The following is a 22,788-nucleotide window of genomic DNA, read 5'->3' as shown; positions in this document are numbered from 1 at the left end:
TACGGATCATGCCATGAGTGAATAATATACCATCATTGCAGTTGCAAGGGCGGTCATCATTCCGGCAAACTTACTTAGATCTATGTTGTTGTTGTAGTAGCGTTCTGTCATGATTTATCATGATATACAAGTAGTTTATAGTATATATAGGTTTGGTTTATTTATCATGATTAATCATTTCTGAATATATCGGTTACTTAAACTCAGCTCAGAAAGAAATTGATCTGCCCTATGAAAATGCCTGCTGAATGATTATAACAAATTAACAAATCTAAAAATCCTATAGTTTTTAAGATTATAATGTCTGCTACCGATAAAATGAATTCATTAATTCTATATATAATAATCGATTAAATTAGTTCGAGGAAAGTAATTATTGTAATTAAAAGTTTCTCATGGCAGGATCTGAATCATGCCATGAGTGAATAATATCCCATCATTGCAGCTGCAAGGGCGGTCATCATTCCGGCAAACTTACTTAGATTTATGTTGTTGTTGTAGTAGTGTTCTGTCATGATTTATCATGATATACAAGTGATTTATAGTATATATAGATTTGGTTTATTTGTCATGATTAATCATATTCAATTGTGCTGATATATCCGTGAGTTAATTTAGTTAGTAACATTGTTTTCTGCCAATGTAGAAAACTAATTGAGATACAAAAAGAAATTACGAATGAGTAAAATGATTAAAAAGAATAAAAAAAGGTATGGTGAAGAGGTTTTAACCTCTTTACAACATTCCTGCCATATCGTAGTTGTGTATGTTGTGCTCAGGTTTAACATCCATCATTGCCTGTTCCTTTGCACGGAGCATATCATCAACACGAAGTACAATGATTGCTGCTTCTGACGCAGATTTGATTGCCTGGGTCTTGACTCTCAGAGGGTCAACGATCCCTTTCTCAAGCATATCAACAACTTCGCCTGATTCAACATCCAGACCAGCATTCTTTATAGTTCCGTGTTTTGAACGCAGTTCAATAATTGTGTCAATGCTATCAAATCCACAGTTTGTGGCAATAGCTTTTGGAAGCTCTTCAATGGCATCTGCAAACGCGATAATTGCAAGCTGTTCACGACCTTCAATGCCTGAGGCATAGCTTCTGAGGGCTTGTGAGACCTCTATCTCGGATGCTCCTCCTCCTGCTACGATCTTACCATCCTCGTATACAGATTTCACAACATGAAGTGCATCATCGAACACGCGCTCAACATTATCGGTCACATGTTCTGAACCACCTTTAATAATGATGGTCATTGTCTTCGCATCTTTGAATCCCTTGATGTAGGTCTTCTCCTCGTGTTCATCTTCCTGTTCTACAAGTTCTGCGTATCCAAGGTCATCAGCTGTGATCTCGTTTACGTTTCTAACAAGAGCAGCGCCTGTGGAGTATGAAAGTACTTCCATATCCTCATCCTTGACACGTCTTGTTGCGTACATGTTTGCTTCCTTGAAGAAGTGGAGTGCATAGTCATCAATCTTTTTGGAACAGAATACAGCATTTGCTCCGGTGTCAATGATCTTCTGGATTGTTTTTCTGAAGTTTGCTTTCTCCTGTTCCTTGAAGTCGAACAGCTGATCAGCATTATCAACCTGAAGCTTGGAAGTTGTGTTTGTCTTAGCAAATACAAGTTCGGTATCAATAAGTGCTATCTTTGCGTTCTCGATGCGGCGTGGCATCTCATTGTGAAGCGCTTCCTTTCTTATAGAAATACCGTTAATGAGTTCTGTGTCCTGAACAGTTCCCCCGATTTCCTTTGCCAGTACAATATCTTTGTCAACGTCAACCTTTCCTTCATGCTCGATTGCATAGATAGCATCAACACAGATCTTTGAAAGGTGATTGCCTGCCATTTCTGACGCCTTGCCGGTAATGGAAGTGTTTGCTATTCTTTCAAGCATTTCCCTGTCAGTCTTGTCAACATTCACAGAGTAATCGTTAAGGATCTCAAGAGCTTTTCCGGTTGCCATTGTATATCCTTTTACAAGAACAGTTGGATGGACACCTGTCTCTATCAGTTTCTGTGCCTTTTCAAGAAGCGCACCTGCAAGGACCACTGCGCTGGTTGTACCGTCTCCTGCGATCTTTTCCTGTGTCTTTGCGACTTCAACGATCATTCTTGCGGTTGGGTGTTCGATCTCCATTTCCTCAAGAATTGTTGCACCGTCGTTTGTAAGGGTTATATCTCCCATGATGTTTACCATCATCTTGTCCATTCCCTTTGGACCGAGAGTTGTTTTAATGATGCCTGCAACTGCCTGTGCAGAAGCGATGTTCATTGATAATGCATCTTTTCCTGTTGTGCGCTCTTTACTAGGATCAACGATGACTATAGGTTGTTGTGCTTGATTGCCATATCCTGCCATGAATTCAGACCTCCAATAGTATAAATAAATTATATCAGTATAATTCTACATTTTCATGTATGAGTGAAACTAACTGTATGTGGTTCTATAAAAATATTACGACTTCTTTTCTCATTTCCATTCACTCTGCTGCCCTTCTGGCTATACATTAATGCTTCTTTAATTATTCCCTGCCATTCTCAAAGCATTTATCCAATAAGGACATATTTGCGGACTATGCTCACTTTCATAGGACTGGGCCTTTTTGACGGGAAAGATATCTCCCTGAAAGGACTTGAAGCTATAAAAAATGCTGATATGGTATTTGTTGAATTCTACACATCAAGACTCATGGGTAGTTCGCTGGAAGAACTCGAATCACTCTACGGAAAAAAAGTAAACCTTCTTTCCAGAGAGGACGTGGAAATCTCTCCTGACTGGCTTGCTGAAGCAAAAGATAAGAACGTGGCTTTCCTCACAGGAGGTGACACCATGGTTTCAACAACCCATGTTGATCTGAGACTACGTGCAAAAGATCTTGGTATCGAAAGCAAGCTCATACATGGCTCTTCAATTGCTTCTGCTATCTGCGGACTGTCCGGCCTTCAGAACTATCGTTTCGGAAAAGCATCAACAATCCCTCATCCGTTTACCAGCAGTCGTGGTGTCACGGTAGTATCTGAAACTCCTTATGATACTATCAAGCTTAACAAAGAGCACAATATGCATACTCTTGTCTTTCTCGATATCGATAAAGATAAAGGTTACATGACGGTGAACCAGGCTCTTTCCCTGCTTTTAGAAGTAGAGGAGAAACGTGGTGAAGGTGTCATGGAAAATGCCATTGCTGTGGGGATTGCCAGAGCAGGTTCCGAAGCACCTGTTGTTAAGGCAGGATATGCCCATGATTTAAAGAAAGAGGATTTCGGGGAACCTTTACATATACTGGTAATTCCTGCATCTCTTCATTTTATAGAAGCAGAAGCCCTTGTAAAATTGCTGGGTGCACCTGCAGAGATACTTGAAGGTCTTGATGACTGAGGGAAGATATAATAACACATAATAAACATAATACCGAAGACCATGAATTTGAGGGATGAAAAATGGTAAGAGGTTCAGTAGGCGTTATTTTCGGAGAAACAGGAACCTTTGAGTTCAAAGTAATGGTTTTTGACAGTTCCAAAGTGTATAGGGGCGCATACGTCAAAGTATGGCATGATGCGTCATCGGACGAGAAAGATCACACATGGGTACTAGGTCAGGTAATGGCCATAAAACGGTACAGCGATTCCTTTTCAATCGAAGAAGCTATGAAGGGACAACGTGCCGATAAAAGTGCTGACAAGATTGTTGCCGAAGTGATAATAATCGGTTCAAGGGATGAGACAGGAATGCTCCGTGCACCAGTGATCCCTTTCAGTCCGGGAAGCCCCATATTTGCAGCAGATGAGGGACTTACAAGATCAGTGCTCGGGCTCACAGGAAATGAAATGAATATCGGAATGCTTGAAGGCACCAATATCAAAGTGCAGTTAAGTGTCAACAGCCTTGTGCAGAAACACTGCAGTATCCTTGCAAAGACAGGAAGCGGTAAGTCATATACAGCGTCCGTGCTCCTGGAAGAACTGCTTGATCAAAATATTCCTATGCTTATTATAGATCCGCACAGCGAGTATTCATCTTTGAAGGTAGAAGGCGAGGGAAGTCCGGAAGATTTCAAACGTTTTGGTGTGAAACCCAAGGGTTACGGAAACAATATCACAGTATATACTCCTGCAAGCAAGGCAATCAATCCTGATGCGGATGAGTTGTTCAGGCTCAATGGTATGAATCTGACTGTCAGGGATCTTACGTCGGTTTTCCCTGATAATTTCTCAACCACACACACTGGTATATTGTACGAAGCAATTCAGAAATTACGTGCTGAGATGGAGACATACACTATTGATGATATTATATTTGAAGTTGGTAACGATAAAAGCAAGGCAAAGTGGATTGTTATCAATGCCCTCGAGCAGATAAGGGATACCAACATACTTTCACCGAATCCGACTTCTATAAGCGAACTTTTCCAGAAGGGAAAAGCTGCAGTAATTGACTTCAAGGGAGTTGCTCCAGAACTTCAGAGCATGATAGTTGCCAGTCTTTGTTCCGGTCTATTTGAGGCACGTAAGCTCAATCAGATCCCACCTGGTATGCTCGTTGTTGAGGAAGCACATAATTATGCTCCTGAAAAAGGTTTTAGTAAAACCACCAGTACTGACATTCTCAGGACTATCGCATCAGAAGGTCGTAAGTTCGGTCTTGGTATGATGGTTGTTTCCCAGAGACCTGCAAGAGTTGACAAGAATGTTCTCTCACAGTGCGGTACACAGGTAATAATGAAAGTCACAAATCCTAATGATCTTAAGGCTATCAGTAAGGGCCTGGAGGGAGTAACTTCTTATGTTGAGGAAGAACTTATGCGCCTCCCACCAGGCGTTGCCATGCTTGTGAGCAATGAGATCGAACGACCGGTGCTTGTGGATATAAGGATAAGAAAATCCAAACATGGTGGTGAATCTGTTAATGTTCTCCATGCCGCAAGGACACATACTCCTCCGCCACCACCTGAATTAATAGCAGGTAATGAACCTTCTGCCTCTGTTCCAGCCCCCGGCTCAGTATCTGATCCTGCAGTTTCTGCAAGTCCTTCAGTAGAAACACAGCAGAGTAATGATATTCTGGATATTCCGGTAATGGATGCACCGGTTCAGGATTCAGCTTTTACCCCCCCTCCCAAAAGAAAACCTTCACGGCCACCACGTGTTGAAAACAGGGATAATGAAGGTTCAGAGGGCGGTGGTAAGTTGTTCAAGAAACTTTTCAGGGCGAACAGATAATTAACTATGAATACAGTTGAACAGGTGATCTATAATGGCTGCTGACCTGAATGAAAAAGTTAAGAGATATGAGCGACTATTAAAAGAAGCGCTGAAAAAGGCTGAAATTGCCCCGATCCCGCAATCTCATATGTACACAGTAGCCGGAGATTATCACAATATGGCAAGTTCATACTATAATGATGGTCTTCACTTTGTTGAAATTGATGACCCTGTCAATGCTCTTGTCTGTTTCAGTTACGGACATGCATGGCTTGACGCAGGAGCAAGACTTGGCCTTTTTGACGTCGATGATGACGTGTTGTTTACAATATGAAATATTTAATTGAAGAAGAAATGAAGTTTAAATCGGAGAGATCTAATGTCAAATTATCATGTTATACTTGAAGCCGCCTGGTTGGTCAGAGACGTAAAATCAGCAGATGATGCAATAGGTGTTGCAATTTCTGAGGCAGGAAAGCGCCTGAATCCAAAGCTTGACTATGTGGAGGTAGACATCGGAACAACCTTCTGTCCTGCATGTGAAGAACCTATCAGCAGTGTTTTCATTGCTGCTAACACCGCAATTGTCGGTCTTGTTCTTGAAATGAAAGTATTTGATGCTGAAAGCCCTGAGCACGCATCCAGAATTGCGAAATCAGTTATCGGTCGCGCATTAAGGGATGTTCCTCTCGCTGTTGTTGACGTAGAGGAATTCGAGTAAGGTGTTCACATGGACCGGGCAATAACTGTTGTTGGACATGCAGCGATAGATCTTCTTTTTGATGTTGAGAATATTGCAGTTCACAATGAATCCCATCCAATTATTGATTACCACCAATACTACGGAGGAGGAGCTGCCAATATTGCAGTTGCAATAGCAATACTTGGGGGAAATGCTCAGCTTATATCTGCTGTTGGCGGGGATTTCGCTTCATCAGGATATGAGGGTGAATTTGAGAAGCACGGTGTTGACCTGTCACTTCTCTACAGATTCCCTGAGCATAAGAGCACAAGAGCTTTTGTTTTCACTGACAGGGAGCACAACCAGAGTACATATTTCCACTGGGGAGCATCCGTAGAACTTAAAAGTCTGGAACCACCGGAAGTTGATTTTGTACATCTTGCGACATCAGACTCAACATATAATGCAAGGATAGCCAAAAAGGCAAAGTTCGTTTCATTTGATCCGGGACAGGACCTTATAACCTATTCAAGAGAAAATCTTGAAAGCATCCTTGAGAACACCAATATCCTCTTTACAAACAAGCATGAGATTCAGCGTGTCTGCGACATGACCGAGAAATCAATGGACGATATTCTCAGCATGATCGAAACTGTAATTGTAACTTATGATTCAAGCGGCAGTAGAATCTACAACAGTGGAACTGAGGTAATAATACCAGTAGTTACTGTTAAAGCACTTGACCCTACTGGTGCAGGGGATGCTTACAGAGCCGGTTTCCTTCTTGCATACACACGTGGCTACCCACTGGAAGTATGTGGCAAGATAGGTTCCACAGTTGCTTCTTTTGCTGTTCAGAGCATCGGATGCCAGACTGATCTTCCAACATGGGATGCCATGAAGGCACGATATGAGGAGAACTTCGGTAAACTTGAACTTCCAGCTTAAGTGTGGATGGTTCATTTATTTTTCTTATTTTCCTATCATTTCCGTAGTTATTATAAAAATAAAAATCAAAGACTTTTTATATACTTGGTATTATATAATAACCAATGATGGAGCCCCAGGAACTTATAATTGAAGACAATCTCTCTCCAAAGGAGGAGATTTCTCCGAATAACGAAAAAAAGCCTTCCAGATTGTCTGTTTTTGTTGACACTATTAGATCTGGAATTTATTCCATTAGACATCCGCGTACCAGAATTCCTGATTATGATCCGGAGTCAGACGGTCCATTGCTGGAGTTTGAGGTTCCTGAAGGATTTAATGAGGTTGAACGTTACTGGGTAAATGAACCCTATTCATTCATCGTCATTCTGGAAAGAGGCAACATCTATCATTATCATGTTGTTGAGCCAATGCTGACCTTATATGAAAAAGACATCCTTGAAAGAGTATACGATGATCTCCAGGATATTCTGAGTCTTGGTGGCGTAAATACAGAGAAAGACAAGGAAACCGCGCTCATGGAGCACGCGCTAACTCTTTTTAACAGGTATCATGCAAGTCTGGAAATATCTTCAACTTACAGGATACTCTACTATCTCAAGCGTAATTTCCTGGGACACGATCGTATCAATTCACTGATGCTGGATCCGAATATCGAGGATATCTCATGTGATGGTGTAGATATTCCGGTCTTCATGTATCATAATAAATACCGTAATATCAAGACTAATATTGCCTTTAACGAAGAGGAACTCAATTCTCTGGTAATAAAACTCTGCCAGAAAAGTGGAAAACACATATCTATAGGTGAGCCCATGGTGGACGCTACACTTCCTGACGGTTCACGTCTTCAGGCAACCCTCGGAAAAGAGATTACCACAAGAGGCAGTTCATTTACCATAAGGAAATTCCGCAGCGATCCGATAACACCTATAGATCTTGTAAACTATAATACATGCAGCATTGAAATGATGGCATATTTCTGGCTTGCTATGGAAAACGGAGATTGTGCCATATTTGCCGGGGGTACTGCATCAGGTAAAACTTCCATGCTCAACGCAGTATCACTTTTCATTCCATCATTATCAAAGGTTGTATCCATTGAAGATACAAGAGAACTGACACTTCACCATGACAACTGGATCGCAGGTGTCACCCGCAAACCACTGAGTATGAACAATGCAGGTGAGATAACCATGTATGATCTGCTACGTTCAGCTCTCAGGCAAAGACCTGAATATATTCTTGTAGGAGAGATCAGAGGTGAGGAGGCTCTCACACTATTCCAGGCCATATCAACAGGACACGCCACGTATTCAACAATGCACGCTGGTGATGTACAGACTGTTGTCAACAGGCTTGACAGTCCCCCACTGAATGTTCCCCACGTGATGCTCCAGTCCCTTGATATTCTTGGTATTCAGGTGCAGACATTCGTAAATAACAAAAGGGTTCGCAGAACTCAGAGTCTGGTGGAAATTACAGGCATTGACTCAAAAACCGGTTATATTCAGATAAACGAACTCTATCGCTGGGATCCGGTGAGTGATACTTTCATGAAGACTGGTGATTCTTATACTCTTAACAAGGTAATGCTTTCAAAAGGATGGGACAGGCAAAGACTTTCAGAAGAGCTGGATAGAAGAGCACATATCCTGGAATACCTTCGTGAGAAGAATATGCGTGATTACGTACGCCTATCACTTGTGGTACAGGCTTATGATGCAAATCCGGATGGGGTTCTTGATGCAATTGATTCAGACACTCTTCATGTGATGATAGAACAGAACATTTAGGAGCATCCGTAATGGATATTATTGATACAGCTGCCCATCTGATATTCGGAAAATATGTGAGGAGACATATCCATCGATATGAGGACCAGCGTGTATTGATACGTAAAGCCGGACTGGGTATGCTGATCGAACAATACATTGCTCAGACTTATTTCTTTTCACTTTTAATTGCGCTTATTGCAGGTTTTATAGGTTTGTTTGCCGGCTACTACCTGCTTGGGAATGTAAGGCCGCATATGCTTGGTGTTGGTACTGAGTATCCATGGATATGGTCAAATTTCCATATACTGTTAAGTATCGGACTTGCTGCCATATTTTCAATAATTGCATCTTCACTTACATATTATATATTCATGTCAATACCTGAGGTACAGGCAAATGTGAGAAGTACTCTCATAAATCAGTCACTTCCACATACAACTGCATATCTCTATGCAATGAGTCATGGAGGTGGAATGAATCTTATTGATATAATGAAATCTCTGGCACAGAATTACCATATATATGGTTCTGCAGCGGAAGAAGTTGGTTTCATTGTGAAGGATATGGAATATTATGGCACTGATCTTCTCCAGGCAATTGACCGTGCCGGGCAGAGGACCCCTTCCAAGAAGTTCAAGGATTTCCTTGACGGATTGACATCTATTGTGACCAGTGGTGGAGATGTTACTTCCTACCTTAAGGCAAAAAATGACCAGTACCGTCTCACCGCCACAAAAGAGCAGAAAATATTCTTTGAGACTCTAAGTGTGCTCGCAGAAGTATATATCTCAGCATTTGTTGCTGGTCCGCTCTTCCTGATCACAATCCTCGTTGTCCTGGGTCTTGTTAATTCAAGTTCTGCCAGCATTCTTAATTTGATAGTTTATATGATAATCCCGATTGGAACGGTAATCTTTCTTCTTCTTCTTAATTCACTGACGAATGATAACCCAAAGATACCTGATTTCTATGTTGTGGAAAAGAAACTTAATGCTTTTTCCCACGTGGAATTAAAAGAAGGAGAACCTGATGATGAAAATAAAAGAAAAAAGATGTATTACTATACCAAGATAATCAAATTTGTAGACAAGGTTACAAATCCTCTTGCACTTTTCACAAATAATCCATCATATATTCTTTTTATTACTGTGCCAGCATCGCTCATATATCTGTTTTATGCAATTAATGCGTACATTAATGTTGCCAATATCATCTATATCAACAGTTTCAATGTTCTGACTGTAAGCATAGTCGATGACCAGATATTCATAGCACTTATAATTCTGCTGGTGCCTTACATCATATTTGATGAATTGCGATCCTATCGTGTGAAGCAGATCGAGTCCAATATTCCTGATTTTCTTAATAATCTTGCCAGCATTAACGAGGCAGGTATCCTTCTTGTAGATGCTATCGTTATGAGCATGCAGCTTAAGATAGGTATTCTTCATTCAGAGGTAAAGCGTCTTGTAAACGATATTTCATGGGGAACAAAGCTTGATGATGCATTGAAAAAGTTCGAATTCAGGATACGAACTGAAATGACACGACGTATAATCAATCTTATTATAAAGGCAAATGAGGCTACCAGTGATCTGAAAAGTGTGCTGACCATAGCAGCTCATGATGCTGATATCCAGAGACAGCTTAAAAAAGAGCGTAATGCTGAGATGTTTGTGTATGTTTTCATCATCTATATTTCTTTCATGGTCTTTCTGTTCATTGTTTACATACTGGCAGCGTATTTCCTTCCTGCAATGCCTGCATCGACCGAAGGCACGATCTCAGGCTTGAGTCTGTCAACGACATTTGATCTTGAGAAATATACCCTTCTGTTTTTCCATGCAGCCATGATACAGGGATTCTGCTCCGGTCTGGTGGCAGGAAAAATGGGAAGTGGAAGTATTCATTCAGGTTACAAACATTCCATCATGATGATGTCTATTGCTTACCTTTTGTTTACATTTTTCATCTGAGGTGAAGTTTATGGGAACACAGCTTGAACATAGCACTAATAACAAATCCGGGATCAAACAACTTTTTCGGGATGATAATGCAGTTTCCGAGATAATAGGTGAGGTTCTTTTAACTGCAATAGCTGTGCTTGCATTTTCAGTTATAGCTGTTTTTATATTCTCATATCTTGAATCTGATGATATTGTGCATGCTGATATAGATGGCTGGGTGGATGTGAATTCTGATACTGTCTACATAAGACATACAGGAGGAGAAAGTATCGACCTTAACAAGGTTGAGGTAGTTCTGAACCTTAATGGTACACGCAGGGACCTTTCTTCATCCCAACTCGAGCAGATAATTGGAAGTAATAGTTGGAATCTCGGACAAACCATAGTCATTGACGCAGATGTTCTATGGAATACCACTATCAATGAGGATGATTACGTAGGTATGATATTGTTGCAGAAAGATTCTAATTTTGTAATCGAAAGTGGTTCACTTCTTGGAGAGGAAACCGGAATCGATTCAGGAACCAGTGGAAATGGTAATACCAGTCAGCAGCAATCACCATCTGCTGCCTTTACATATTCACCACCGAGTCCGGGTACATACGAGCCAGTTGTTCTTACTGATCTGTCTTCAGATCCTGACGGAACTGTTGTAGGATGGTCATGGAACTTTGGTGATGGAGGAACATCTACGGATCAGAATCCAACTCACCAGTACTCTGCTGAGGGGATTTTTACTCTAAGTCTTACTGTTACCGATAACGATGGCAACACGGATAGTACTTCCCAGTCCGTAACAGTCGTAGCTCCTGCAGGCACTTTTGCAGATCAGATTACTCTGAACACACCGTCAAAAGGTGGCGTAATTAAAGATGGTGGATATATCAGCTTTACCAATGATGGTAATTACAGATATATAGACATAGAAGGTACCAGATACAATTTGAACCAGAATGATGACATTAAACTTGAAGTTGTAAATGATCAGACAACAGGTAGCATTTCGATGAATATAGGTAATTCCCAGATATCAACCTTTGATTTGAATGCCAATCTATACATAAATGATGTTCTGCAGGACACTGGTCAGGTTACTGATTTGTATGTACAGCCAATATCGAATTACTATTCGACTTTAAGGTATGAGCTTCCATCCGATTTAAGCCAGACTTACCTCGAAGCAGATGGTGATGTCATAATTAACTGGCAAACAAATGATTCTGCTATTAACATTTCAAACATTGGTTTCTATGGCTCAGGAAGTACTCAGGTTAATTTCGATTCTTCCAGCACATATATTACATGTAGTGGCTACTACCAGCTTTCGTCTCCTGAGCAAAACGAAGAACCAGAAGTTTCATCTGTACTTCCTGTATCAAGATGGAAGTTCGATGAAGGCTCAGGTTCAATTGCTTATGACAGCATTGGTGATAATGACGCAAATATCTACGATGTCCAATGGTCCCAGGGTCAATCAATAAATGGTTCAGCTATGTATTTTGATGGAAATGGTGATTATCTTGTGATTTCTGATGATGGATCACTTGACTTTGATCAAAACATGAGTCTGGTGTTCTGGCTAAGGCTGAGAACTAATAATGATGTCTGTATCATAGGTAAAGGAATTAATGATCAGGATAATTTCGATCTTTTTGTTAGCGGTGGTGAACTCTGGTTTGAGTGGACAAGCTCCGGTTATCATTATGTGCAGACATCAGGGATGAATCTTGCACAAAACAATTGGTATCAGATAGGAGTTGTTGTTGACGGAAGTGATGTTAACTTCTATAAAGATGCCACATTTGTTGAATCACTTTCAATGAACGGTTTTTCACTTGCACCCAACAATAACGATATGTGGGTCGGCAGGCAGAACTATGGAAGCAACAACTATTATTTGCGTGCTTATCTTGATGAACTTGAAATTTACAATGTAACGCTGGATGAGTCGGATATGGCAGACTACTATGCGAGGACGAATCCATGAATGGAATGGAAAATAATTCTGGTATGAGAAGTAGACAGGATGAAATGAAGGCATTCATGTCTTCTGAAAAGGCCATTTCTACAGTGGTATCTGCTGTTCTCCTTTTTGGCATACTGGTTTCTGTTATAACTCTTGTTTACGTGCAGTATATCCCTGAATGGAAAACCTCTGCTGAAAAGTCACATATGGATGATGTCTTTTATGATATGGCAGAGATGAAGAACGAGCTTGATCTTCTTTCCGGTTATGCAAGAACTGAGCCTTCAACCAGTCTTTCTGTAAGTGTACCCGTGAAAATGGGTGGTGGCTCACTTCCAATATTCAGTCCCGGTAAGTCAAGTGGAAGACTTACAATTAATGAAGGTGATTTCGGACTGAGTATTGTGGGTACTACACCGGGAGTAGATTACGATAGTGATTCTTTTCTTCTGGATCTTGGTACTGTAAGTTACAGGTCTGATAATGCTTATTATGTAAATCAGAACTATGTTTATGAAGGCGGAGCTCTCATCCTGGCACAGAATAGTTTTTCATTGATGCGTCTTGGTCCTCAAATGGATATCAGGAAAATGGACAATTCCAGTAATATTACTGTGGAATTCAACTTAGTTGATCTGAATGGTCAACGAAAATCTATCAGCAGTAATTCCATTGAAGAGGTCAATTTCAGAACAAATGGATCTGACTCTCTTTACTGGGATGGGGTTCTTTTCACAGATATGACAATGACCCTGCATACTTCTTATCCTGCGTCATGGGAGAGCTATTTTGAATTAATGGCTGATGATGCAGGTATTGACTCATCTGAATATTCAGTAAGTTCAAATGATACTGCAGTTGTTTTTTTCCTTGAAGGTAGTGCCGGGGAAGATATCCATATCAATGTAACAAAAACATATTTTGATGCAAGACTGAATCTTCTGTCATGAGTAGTTCACGCTTAAATGCTTAGTTTCATCAATGATGAGATCAAATCTTCAAATGGGGATCTCTGATGATAAAGGAAGCTATGCTATATGAGAAACTTGATGATGGAAAGGTTCAGTGCAAACTATGTGCCCACAGGTGCAGGATCTCACCTGGAAAACGTGGTTTTTGTGCCGTGCGGGAGAATCGGGAAGGAACACTATACACATTAAACTATAATGTGGTTTCCAGTGAAGCTCTGGACCCGATAGAGAAAAAACCTCTTTATCATTTTTATCCGGGTTCAATGGTCTATTCTCTGGGAACCATCGGCTGCAATTTCAGATGTAAACATTGTCAGAACTGGACAATTTCGCAGATAAGTATAGATGAAGCACATGCCATTGAAATGAGTCCCGAAGATGCTGTGAAAAGAGCCGTAGCTTCCGGGGCAAGGTCAATTGCATGGACTTATAATGAGCCGACCATATGGTTCGAGTACACTTATGATTGTGCCAGACTTGCAAAGGAAGAAAGTCTTGCCACTGTTTATGTTACAAACGGCTACATGACCCCTGATGCTCTGAAAATGATCGCTCCCTATCTGGATGCTTACCGGGTTGACATCAAAGCTTTTACAGAGGAGTTCTACAGGGATATTGCAAGTGCGAAACTTGCACCGGTTCTTGAGTCAGCAAAACTTGCAAGAGAGCTGGGAATGCATGTGGAAGTTGTAAATCTTGTTATTCCTACACTTAATGCTTCTGAGGAAGAGATAAGAAAGATGTCAAAGTGGATATATGATAATCTGGGTGCGGATACTCCTGTTCATTTTACGCGTTTCCATCCTTATTATAAATTGCAGGATATTTCTTCTACTCCGGTGAGCACTCTGGAGATGGCTTATTCCGTTGCAAAGGAAGAAGGTCTGGATTATGTATACATTGGTAATGTTCCAGGAAATGGCCATGAACACACTTTCTGCCCAAAGTGTGGGGAGATGGTTATAAAAAGGGGAATGTTTGGAGTTGAGTCACTTGAGATGGCTGATAACTGCACTTGCCCACGTTGTGGTGCGCCAATAAAAGTGGTATGTGATGATCAGGACATTTCTACCGAAGACTTAGCGGAATTTTCTTATTAAAAATAAATGGTATGTAACAGTGAAATGTTACTTTATATTAAGTCTATCTGGCATTCAACCCCTTTGTTTCTAGTGGAACATATATGTTACAGGATATATTATTATCATAATGATGATGGAGTCAATATTCAAATAAAATTTGCTTCAAAATAGGTGCTAAAAAAGATGAAAAATGCCATACAATCAAAAGGTTTAAAAGCAATAACTGCATTAGAGGAATTCGCGCCTAAGCGCCTTGCTGAGAGCCGCAATAACTCAGTTGGTAGAGTGTCTGGCTGTTAACCAGAATGTCACAGGTTCGAGCCCTGTTTGCGGCGCTTCAAACTTTTTTCGCATTGGGCCTGTAGCTTAGCCAGGTTAGAGCGCTCGGCTCATAACCGAGCGGTCACCGGTTCGAATCCGGTTAGGCCCATTTTAAAACTTTAGGTAGTCTCTCTTAATCTCATTTTTTATTCTTTATTCTGCTAAAGAATTAAATTCATTTTGTCTATTCTGTGGGCAACTCAATATGAGTACATTTAAAAGGATTTTGATAAATCCGATTGGCTTACTGTTTTGTTTTTTATACGCTGACTTGTGTTATGCCATTTCTTAAGTATATAGTACTATTTAATTATATTTAGGAATATGTATCTTTGCTAATCTCTTGGACTAACTGATTTGTAAGAATAAAATGATTTTGTAGATTTCTTGACTTGAATCGCATCATTTAGTATTCATTAGATGAAGTTATTAATCCATAATATGGGTTATTTATAAACTCGATAGAAAACTCATACTTTTTCTTTGGTTTAGATTAATGATAAAGCTCTGAGAAGAATGTTCTAATTTACCAAGATAAAAAATATAAAGCGTATTCACTATACTTTTTATTGTAGAGTGAGGTTCTTATTTATGAAACTTATATATACAATATGTTAAAAACGAATGAGTGCAAATATTACACATATAATTCGATTTTGGTCATAATACCATAAATAAGTATAATGTTGTATAATAGTGAGATGTATAAAACCAACATAATCTCTGAATGAGATCTATATGCCTGAAACAATTGTTATGAAGGTGATGAATTGTCTGGAAATATCAGCGGATCTGAAATAGAAAATACAGAAGAAAATGTATCAGGGAGTGAAGCAATGTACAGAGCTTTATTCAAAGACAACCAGACAGTAATGTTGTTAATGGATCCTGAAACTTTAGAGATAATCGATGCGAATGATGCAGCATGCAAATATTATGGCTGGACATTTAAAGAGATCACAAATAAAAATCTCTATAAAATAACTTATCTTCCTGAAGATGAGTTAAAAAAGGCAATAGAAGAGTCAAAGAATAAAATAAAAAACTATTTTTTATTTAAGAATAAACTGGCTAACGGCGAAATACGTGATGTTGAAGTCTATAGTTGCCCGATATCATTTGAAGAAAAAATTCTGATATATTTAATTGTTAATGACGCAACTGATACTAATATTTCAGAAATGACAATTGAAGAGTTAAATAATCTGGATAAAACTATTCTTGATTCTTTAGATTCAAATATTTGTGTGCTTGACGAAAAGGGCAATATCCTTATAACAAACAAAGCCTGGGATAATTTTGCTATTGATAACTCCGCTGACATTGAAAAAGTAAGTGTAGGTACGAACTACATTCAAATATCAAAAGAATCAAAAGGTGAAGATCGGGATACAGCGTTAAAGTTCGTTAAAGGAATTGAAGATGTTATTTCGGGATTTAGTGATAGTTTTGAACTTGAATACCCGTGCAATTCACCTGATGAAGAACGCTGGTTTGTGGGAAAAGTTCATCCTTTTGGGACAACCAATAGTTTTCCACGTAAAGTTGTCATATCTCATATAAATATCACTGATCGAAAAAAAATCGAAAAAGAGATAATAAAAAGTGAAGCAAAGTTCAGAAGCTACGTAGACAATGCTCCTGAAGGTATTTTTGTTGCAAATGAAAAAGGTTCTTATATTGAAGTGAATAAAACTGCATGTCAGATGACAGGGTATTCGGAAAAAGAATTGCTGGAAAAGAATATCTTTGACATTACCCCCTTTTCAGACCATGAATATCTGATAGACAAATTCAATGAAGTTAAAAAAAGAGGTTCATCTAATCTCGAGATCCCCTTTGTAAAAAAAGACGGAACCAAAAGATGGTGGAGTATGACAGCTGCAAAGATTTCAGATGATCAGATAATTGCATTTAAAACAGATATAGAAGATAGAAAAAAAGCTGATATTGAATTATTGCAGGCATTGAATACCTCTATTCAAAAAGAAAAAGAAATACAGGAACTTTTGAACGTAACACAGTTCATCCTTGATATCAATGATTTTGAAACAGTAGCAAAACATATATTTGATGCATGTGCACGGGCAATAGGGGCAAAAGCAGGATATGTGGCACTTTTGTCAGAAACAGGAGAAGAGAACGAATTACTCTTCTTAGAAGATGGAGGGCTACCATGTTCGGTGGACCCTGATCTTCCAATGCCTGTCAGAGGTTTACGTGCTGAATCATATAATACAGGCAAAGTAGTATATGAAAATGATTTCATGAACAGCAAATGGGCAAAATACATGCCGCATGGGCACATGGACTTGCCTAATGTTCTTTTTACACCATTGAACATAGAAGGTAAAACTAAAGGAATAATGGGTTTTGCCTATAAAGAAGGAAATTTTGATGAAAACGATTCCAGGCTTGCAAAATCATTTGGTGAATATGCTGCCATCGCACTGAAGAACAGCAGAAATTACGAGTCACTGGAAAAAAGTAAAATCAAAGCAGAAGCATCAAATATTGCTAAATCAGAGTTTCTGGCCAACATGTCCCATGAGATTCGCACTCCCATGAATGGTATTCTTGGTATGACAGATCTACTTCTGGATACAGAACTCAGCGATGAACAAAGAAATTATCTGGAAACTGTTAATACAAGTGGCATGGCACTGATAGAACTTATCAATGATATATTGGATATTTCAAAGATAGAAGCGGGAAAATTGGAACTCGAAAATATTGAGTTGAATCTACAGGACCTTTTGAAAGAACTTGACTCATTACTGTCCCTGAAAGCCTCTGATAAAGGACTTAACTTTGAATGTAAAATTGAACCTGAAGTTCCCACACATATTATGGGGGATTCTACCAGACTGAAACAAATATTGACAAACCTGATTGGAAATGCGATCAAATTCACAGAAAATGGAGAAGTTTCAGTTAATATCAGTCTTGAGTCAGAAACAGAATCAAAAGCTTTTCTTAAATTCTCTATAAAGGACACAGGTATAGGTATACCCGAAAATAAAAAAGATCTTTTGTTCAACAAATTCATTCAGGCTGATGGTTCAACGTCACGTCGTTTTGGAGGAAGTGGTTTAGGACTTGCTATTTCCAAACAACTTGTTGAAATGATGAACGGGGAGATAGACTTTAACAGCAAAGAGGGAATAGGTTCTGAGTTCTGGTTCAGGATACCTTTTAATAAAAGTCTGAAATACAGAGAACAAGAAAAGGAACTTTCAGATGTTGAGAAAAATAAATCATTTATTAGCGATGATAACAGAAATCTGAGAATTTTGCTTGTTGAAGACAATATAACAAACCAGATAGTAGCCCAGGGTATGTTAAAAAAAATAGGTGCCAAGGCTGATCTTGCAAAAGATGGCTTCGAAGCTATCGCTGCTCTCAAAAGGTTTCCATATGATATTGTTTTGATGGATGTACAAATGCCTTTGATGGACGGATTGGATGCCACCAGGCACATAAGAAATGAAGAATCAGCGGTTCTGGACCAGAATATTCCTGTTATTGCAATGACAGCACATGCAATGGCAGGTGACAAAGAAAGATGTCTTGAAGCTGGAATGAACGATTACATTTCAAAACCTTTTTCTTTAGCAGAGTTTAGAAAATTAATAGAAAAATGGACAAGGATATTATCCGGGGATCTTCCCGGAAATAACCCATCAACGGAAGAAGGTACAATTTCCACAGAAAAAATAGTATTTGACAGGGAAATACTTATGGAAAAGACCATGAATGATGTAGATCTTGCAAAACATCTTGTTTCTATTACTCTCAAGGATATTCCTAATTATTTTAATAATTTAAAAACAGCTATTTATGAAAATAAAAAGAACGATATTAATAATTATGCCCATACACTGAAAAGTTCTTCTGCAAATGTTGGTGCTCTGGCATTCCATGAAACTATCAAAAAAATTGAAGTATTATGTGAAAAAAACAAATTTGAAGAAACAATTTCTTCAATTCCGGAACTTGAAAAGCAATTAGAATTACTTAGATTGCACTTAGAAAAATTTATAGATGAAATGAATTAAAACTAAATTTGAGATGTAAGATCGAGATAATTATAAGGAAAGGAGAGCAAATAATGGATGATAATCTTGAATGCCTGAAAAACAAAGCAGAAAAACTCCTCCAGGATGAATATGATAATGTTGAGGATCTTTCCAATGAAGATATTGAATCCATTATTCACAACTTCAGGGTCAATCAAATTGAACTGGAACTCCAGAATGAAGAACTAAAAAGCATCCATGACGAACTTTTGCGTCAACGGGAAAACTATTATAATCTTTTTGATAAAGCTCCAATAGGCTATGCATTACTGGATGAGAAAGGTTTTCTGAGAAAAGCTAATAAGAGACTTTGCGAAATCCTTGATATTCCTGAATATGAATGCATAAATGAACCATTGTCAAAATATATACTTGAAGAAGACAGGGTCATCTATATGTCCCGCTTTAAGGCCTTTTTTAAAAAACCTGAAGATAAGACGATGGAACTGCGGTTAAAAGGAAAAAATGAAAAGATTTTTTACATGGAGATCAAAGGGAGAAAAGAGACAGATGGTTTATTTAATTTATTGAAAGAAAACAGTGAAGACCCATGTAGTTATATAATGATGACTTTCAATAATATAACCGCCCGTAAAAAATCAGAACAGAATTTTAATGTTTTCTTTGAAACCCTGGATGATATTGTTACCGTATGTACAATTGAAGGAAAAATATTGCATACAAATAAAGCATTCAATGAGAAACTCAATTACAACGAAGAAGAAATAAAAAAGATGAACATTTTAGATCTTCATCCCGTTGAGTACCAGAAAGAAGCTGAAAATATATTAGATTCAATTTTCAGAGGAGAAATGGATTGCTGTCCACTTCCTCTTCAAAACAAGTCTGGAGACCATATTCCTGTAGAAACAAGGGTATGGTTTGGAGAATGGAACGGCCAGCGATGTTTGTTCGGACTTTCCAGAGATCTGTCTATACAGCAGGCAGCCCTAGACAAATTCCAGAAGCTCTTTAATAACAATCCAAATCCTATTGCCGTATCTTCTATGGAAGGGAAATATCTTGAAGTCAACAATGCTTTTTTAGATAAACTTGGATTCCAGAGGAAAGAAGTGATCGGCCGGTCTCCAAATGAAATTGGGATTATCGTTCAACCGGAAATACATAAAATAGCCTTCGACGACCTTCAAAAAACAGGTTCTTTTAAAGGTATAGAGATGGAAGTCAGGAACAAAAAAGGTGATATTCTCTATGGCCTCTTTTCAGGTGCGGTTATAGAAAATCATGGAAATAGAAGTCTAATTACTGTTATGTCGGATATTACCCTGCAAAAACGTACAGAGATGTTATTAAAAGAGAAAGAGGACTTGTTACAATCTATAGTGAACATCCTTCCGGGTACCCTTAATGTGATGGATGCAGATTACAATATAATTACTCTTAACAATATAGATTTCAGATTGAAATTAACTGATTACAATTCCGCAAGCGATCTGATTGGCAAAAAATGTTATGAGGTGTTTATGAAAAGGGATGCTCCATGTCCGTGGTGCAAAGCATATAAAGTTCTTTCAACAGGTGAAACTGTATTGGATGAAACTAGTCCTGATGATATGAGAGAGATCAAAACAGGAAAAGCACTCAAATTGTCCTTAAGTCCAATTAAAGATGATTCCGGTAATGTCAGAGGAATTGTAGAGTATGGATTTGATATAACTGATTTAAGAAATGCCAAATCAGAGGCAGAAGCAGCAAACAGAGCGAAATCAGAATTCCTGGCTAACATGTCTCATGAGATCCGTACACCGATGAACGGAATTCTTGGTCTGACCGATCTTCTTCTTGATACTGAACTTAGTGGTAATCAACGACATTATCTGGAGACTGTGCAGTTAAGTGGTGAATCGTTACTTGAATTGATAAATGATGTACTTGACATCTCAAAAATAGAGGCTGGCAAATTAGAACTGGAAAATGTTGAGTTTAATTTGAAGGAAACGCTTGATGAAATAATGAAACTTTTATCATTCAAAGCTCAAAAGAAAGGACTTGATTTCATCTGTGAAACCGAAAATGATGTTCCGGTATATTTAATGGGGGATCCGGGAAGATTAAAACAGATACTTACAAACCTTATTGGAAATGCAATCAAATTCACAAAGCATGGTGAAGTAACTACAAATGTTAAATTAGAAGCTGAAGATGCATCCAGTATAATGCTACATTTCTCTGTAAAAGATACTGGTATTGGCATACCGGCTGACAGAATGGATCTTTTGTTCAATAAATTCAGCCAGGTCGACGGTTCAACTTCCCGTATATATGGAGGTACAGGACTGGGGCTTGCTATTTCAAAACAGCTTGTGGAAATGATGGAAGGTGAAATAGGTGTCAAAAGTAAAATGGATGAAGGCTCAGAGTTCTGGTTTACAGTCAAGTTTGATAAGTTGATACAAGATAAAAACAAATGGATCCGGAATCCCAATGTTCAGAGAGGGATTGATTCCTCAACACAGAAGACTGAAAACGATGATCTGAAAGTGTTACTGGTAGAAGACAATCTTACAAATCAGATGGTTGCAAAGAGTATGCTTCAAAAACTAGGTTTTGAAGTGGATGTTGCAATTAATGGTTTTGAGGCCATCAAAGTTCTAAAAAACAATCCATATGATATTGTTCTGATGGATATACAAATGCCTGTAATGGATGGATTTGAAACTGTACATCATATAAGGGATGAAGAATCTGAAGCCCTTGATCATAAAGTTCCTATCATTGCAATAACAGCACATGCTATGGCGGGTGACAAAGAGAAATGCTTTGAAGCCGATATGGATGACTATATTGCAAAACCTTTTTCATTAAAAACACTTAGCAAACTGATGAATAAATGGTCACTTAAAATAAAAGAAGAACAGTCTCTTAAAAACAAATTGGATGTAGAACAGTATTCATCGATTTCATCTGAAATGGTCTTTAACAGAGAATTTTTGGTGGATAAAATGATGGGGGATGAAGATCTGGCCGGGCATATGGTCGCTGTTTTTGTGAAAGAGATTCCAAAAAGTGTGGACCTTTTAAAAGATGCTCTTTGTGAAGGGGAAAAAGAAACTGCTAACAGTTATGCTAATAAGATGAAAAAATCATCTGCAAACATAGGTGCCTTTGCTTTAAGTAAAATTGCAGGAAAAATAGAAGAAATGACAAAACAAGAGAATCTAAATGATGTTGATTCCCTGATCTCAGAACTGGATCATCAATTTGAATTGTTATTGAAGAATTTACATGAATTGAATGGATGATCTTTTTAACCAAAAATCAATACAAAGATTTATTCATATTCCTTATTTTCCGGATCTACAGGAATCTTAAAAATAAAATTACTGCCTTTTCCAGTTTCGCTTTCTACCCAGATATTTCCACCGTGCATTTTAACAAGTTTTTTTGTCAGCGCCAGTCCAAGCCCTGTACCATTATATCTTCTGGAAATAGAACCATCGATCTGTACAAATGGATAAAATATAGTTTCCAGTTTTTCAGGATCAATGCCTATTCCTGTATCTCTTACTGAAAAAAGAATTGTGTTATCTATACTTGTAACCTCGATTTTCACCAGGCCGCCTTTATTTGTAAACTTAATAGCATTGTCCAGCAGATTATACAATATCGTTTTGATCTTTTCTTTATCACCAATTATATTTATTTTTTGATTAAGTACTATATTATAGTTACTAACCAAACTTTTATTACTTATAACCTATAATAATAAATTATGGTTAAAACTGAACAAATTCCAATTGAACATCACCTTTCAACA

Annotated in this window: 14 protein-coding genes and 2 tRNA genes; 14 read left to right on the top strand and 2 right to left on the bottom strand. The window is 38.4% G+C overall.

Annotated elements, in window-relative coordinates:
• Window positions 1–735: 735 nt before the first annotated feature.
• Complete coding sequence (thsA, locus tag J2746_RS04070) at window positions 736–2,373, bottom strand: thermosome subunit alpha (protein ID WP_209616738.1); 1,638 nt, start codon at window positions 2,371–2,373, stop codon at window positions 736–738.
• Between the two features lie 216 nt (window positions 2,374–2,589).
• Between thsA and dph5 the strand changes: the two genes are divergently transcribed.
• From dph5 to J2746_RS04000, 14 genes are all read left to right on the top strand, one after another.
• Window positions 2,590–3,393 (top strand): diphthine synthase, encoded by an 804-nt coding sequence (dph5, locus tag J2746_RS04065; RefSeq protein ID WP_209616735.1) that lies wholly within the window; start codon window positions 2,590–2,592, stop codon window positions 3,391–3,393.
• Between the two features lie 62 nt (window positions 3,394–3,455).
• Window positions 3,456–5,234, top strand: coding sequence for an ATP-binding protein (locus J2746_RS04060; protein ID WP_209616732.1), 1,779 nt, complete (start codon window positions 3,456–3,458; stop codon window positions 5,232–5,234).
• A gap of 34 nt (window positions 5,235–5,268) precedes the next feature.
• Window positions 5,269–5,550, top strand: coding sequence for a DUF357 domain-containing protein (locus tag J2746_RS04055; RefSeq protein ID WP_209616729.1), 282 nt, complete (start codon window positions 5,269–5,271; stop codon window positions 5,548–5,550).
• Window positions 5,551–5,595: 45 nt separating this feature from the next.
• The gene (locus J2746_RS04050) at window positions 5,596–5,937 is read left to right on the top strand and encodes a DUF555 domain-containing protein (RefSeq protein ID WP_209616726.1); all 342 of its coding nucleotides are present in this window, start codon (window positions 5,596–5,598) and stop codon (window positions 5,935–5,937) included.
• A gap of 9 nt (window positions 5,938–5,946) precedes the next feature.
• Window positions 5,947–6,846, top strand: coding sequence for a carbohydrate kinase family protein (locus J2746_RS04045; RefSeq protein WP_209616724.1), 900 nt, complete (start codon window positions 5,947–5,949; stop codon window positions 6,844–6,846).
• Window positions 6,847–6,950: 104 nt separating this feature from the next.
• Entirely contained in the window at window positions 6,951–8,642 is a 1,692-nt protein-coding gene (locus J2746_RS04040) for a type II/IV secretion system ATPase subunit (protein WP_209616721.1), read from the top strand.
• 11 nt (window positions 8,643–8,653) lie between these two features.
• Window positions 8,654–10,600 carry a type II secretion system F family protein gene (locus J2746_RS04035; protein ID WP_209616719.1) on the top strand — a complete coding sequence of 649 codons (1,947 nt, stop codon included), beginning with the start codon at window positions 8,654–8,656 and terminating at the stop codon, window positions 10,598–10,600.
• 10 nt (window positions 10,601–10,610) lie between these two features.
• Window positions 10,611–12,578: a type IV pilin domain-containing protein gene (locus J2746_RS04030; RefSeq protein WP_209616717.1), complete on the top strand. Its 1,968-nt coding sequence runs from the start codon at window positions 10,611–10,613 to the stop codon at window positions 12,576–12,578.
• The gene (locus J2746_RS04025; protein WP_209616715.1) at window positions 12,575–13,507 is read left to right on the top strand and encodes a hypothetical protein; all 933 of its coding nucleotides are present in this window, start codon (window positions 12,575–12,577) and stop codon (window positions 13,505–13,507) included. Before J2746_RS04030 ends, J2746_RS04025 begins: the two co-directional genes overlap by 4 nt.
• Before the next feature lie 65 nt (window positions 13,508–13,572).
• Window positions 13,573–14,628, top strand: a complete 1,056-nt coding sequence (gene amrS / locus J2746_RS04020; RefSeq protein ID WP_209616713.1) for an AmmeMemoRadiSam system radical SAM enzyme — start codon at window positions 13,573–13,575, stop codon at window positions 14,626–14,628.
• Window positions 14,629–14,872: 244 nt separating this feature from the next.
• Window positions 14,873–14,945, top strand: a tRNA-Asn gene (locus J2746_RS04015).
• A 20-nt stretch (window positions 14,946–14,965) separates the two neighbouring features.
• Window positions 14,966–15,040, top strand: a tRNA-Ile gene (locus J2746_RS04010).
• A gap of 661 nt (window positions 15,041–15,701) precedes the next feature.
• A complete protein-coding gene (locus J2746_RS04005) occupies window positions 15,702–18,989 on the top strand; it encodes a PAS domain S-box protein (protein WP_209616710.1) in 3,288 nt (1,095 codons plus the stop codon).
• A gap of 53 nt (window positions 18,990–19,042) precedes the next feature.
• Window positions 19,043–22,273 carry a PAS domain-containing hybrid sensor histidine kinase/response regulator gene (locus J2746_RS04000; protein WP_209616708.1) on the top strand — a complete coding sequence of 1,077 codons (3,231 nt, stop codon included), beginning with the start codon at window positions 19,043–19,045 and terminating at the stop codon, window positions 22,271–22,273.
• Window positions 22,274–22,302: 29 nt separating this feature from the next.
• Here J2746_RS04000 and J2746_RS03995 read toward each other — a convergent pair whose 3' ends face one another.
• Entirely contained in the window at window positions 22,303–22,710 is a 408-nt protein-coding gene (locus J2746_RS03995) for an ATP-binding protein (RefSeq protein WP_209616705.1), read from the bottom strand.
• Window positions 22,711–22,788 lie beyond the last annotated feature (78 nt).

Source organism: Methanolobus bombayensis (assembly GCF_017873415.1).
GTDB lineage: Archaea > Halobacteriota > Methanosarcinia > Methanosarcinales > Methanosarcinaceae > Methanolobus > Methanolobus bombayensis.
The sequence above is the reverse complement of the archived record's forward strand: the minus strand, read 5'-3'. Positions and strand labels throughout refer to the sequence as shown.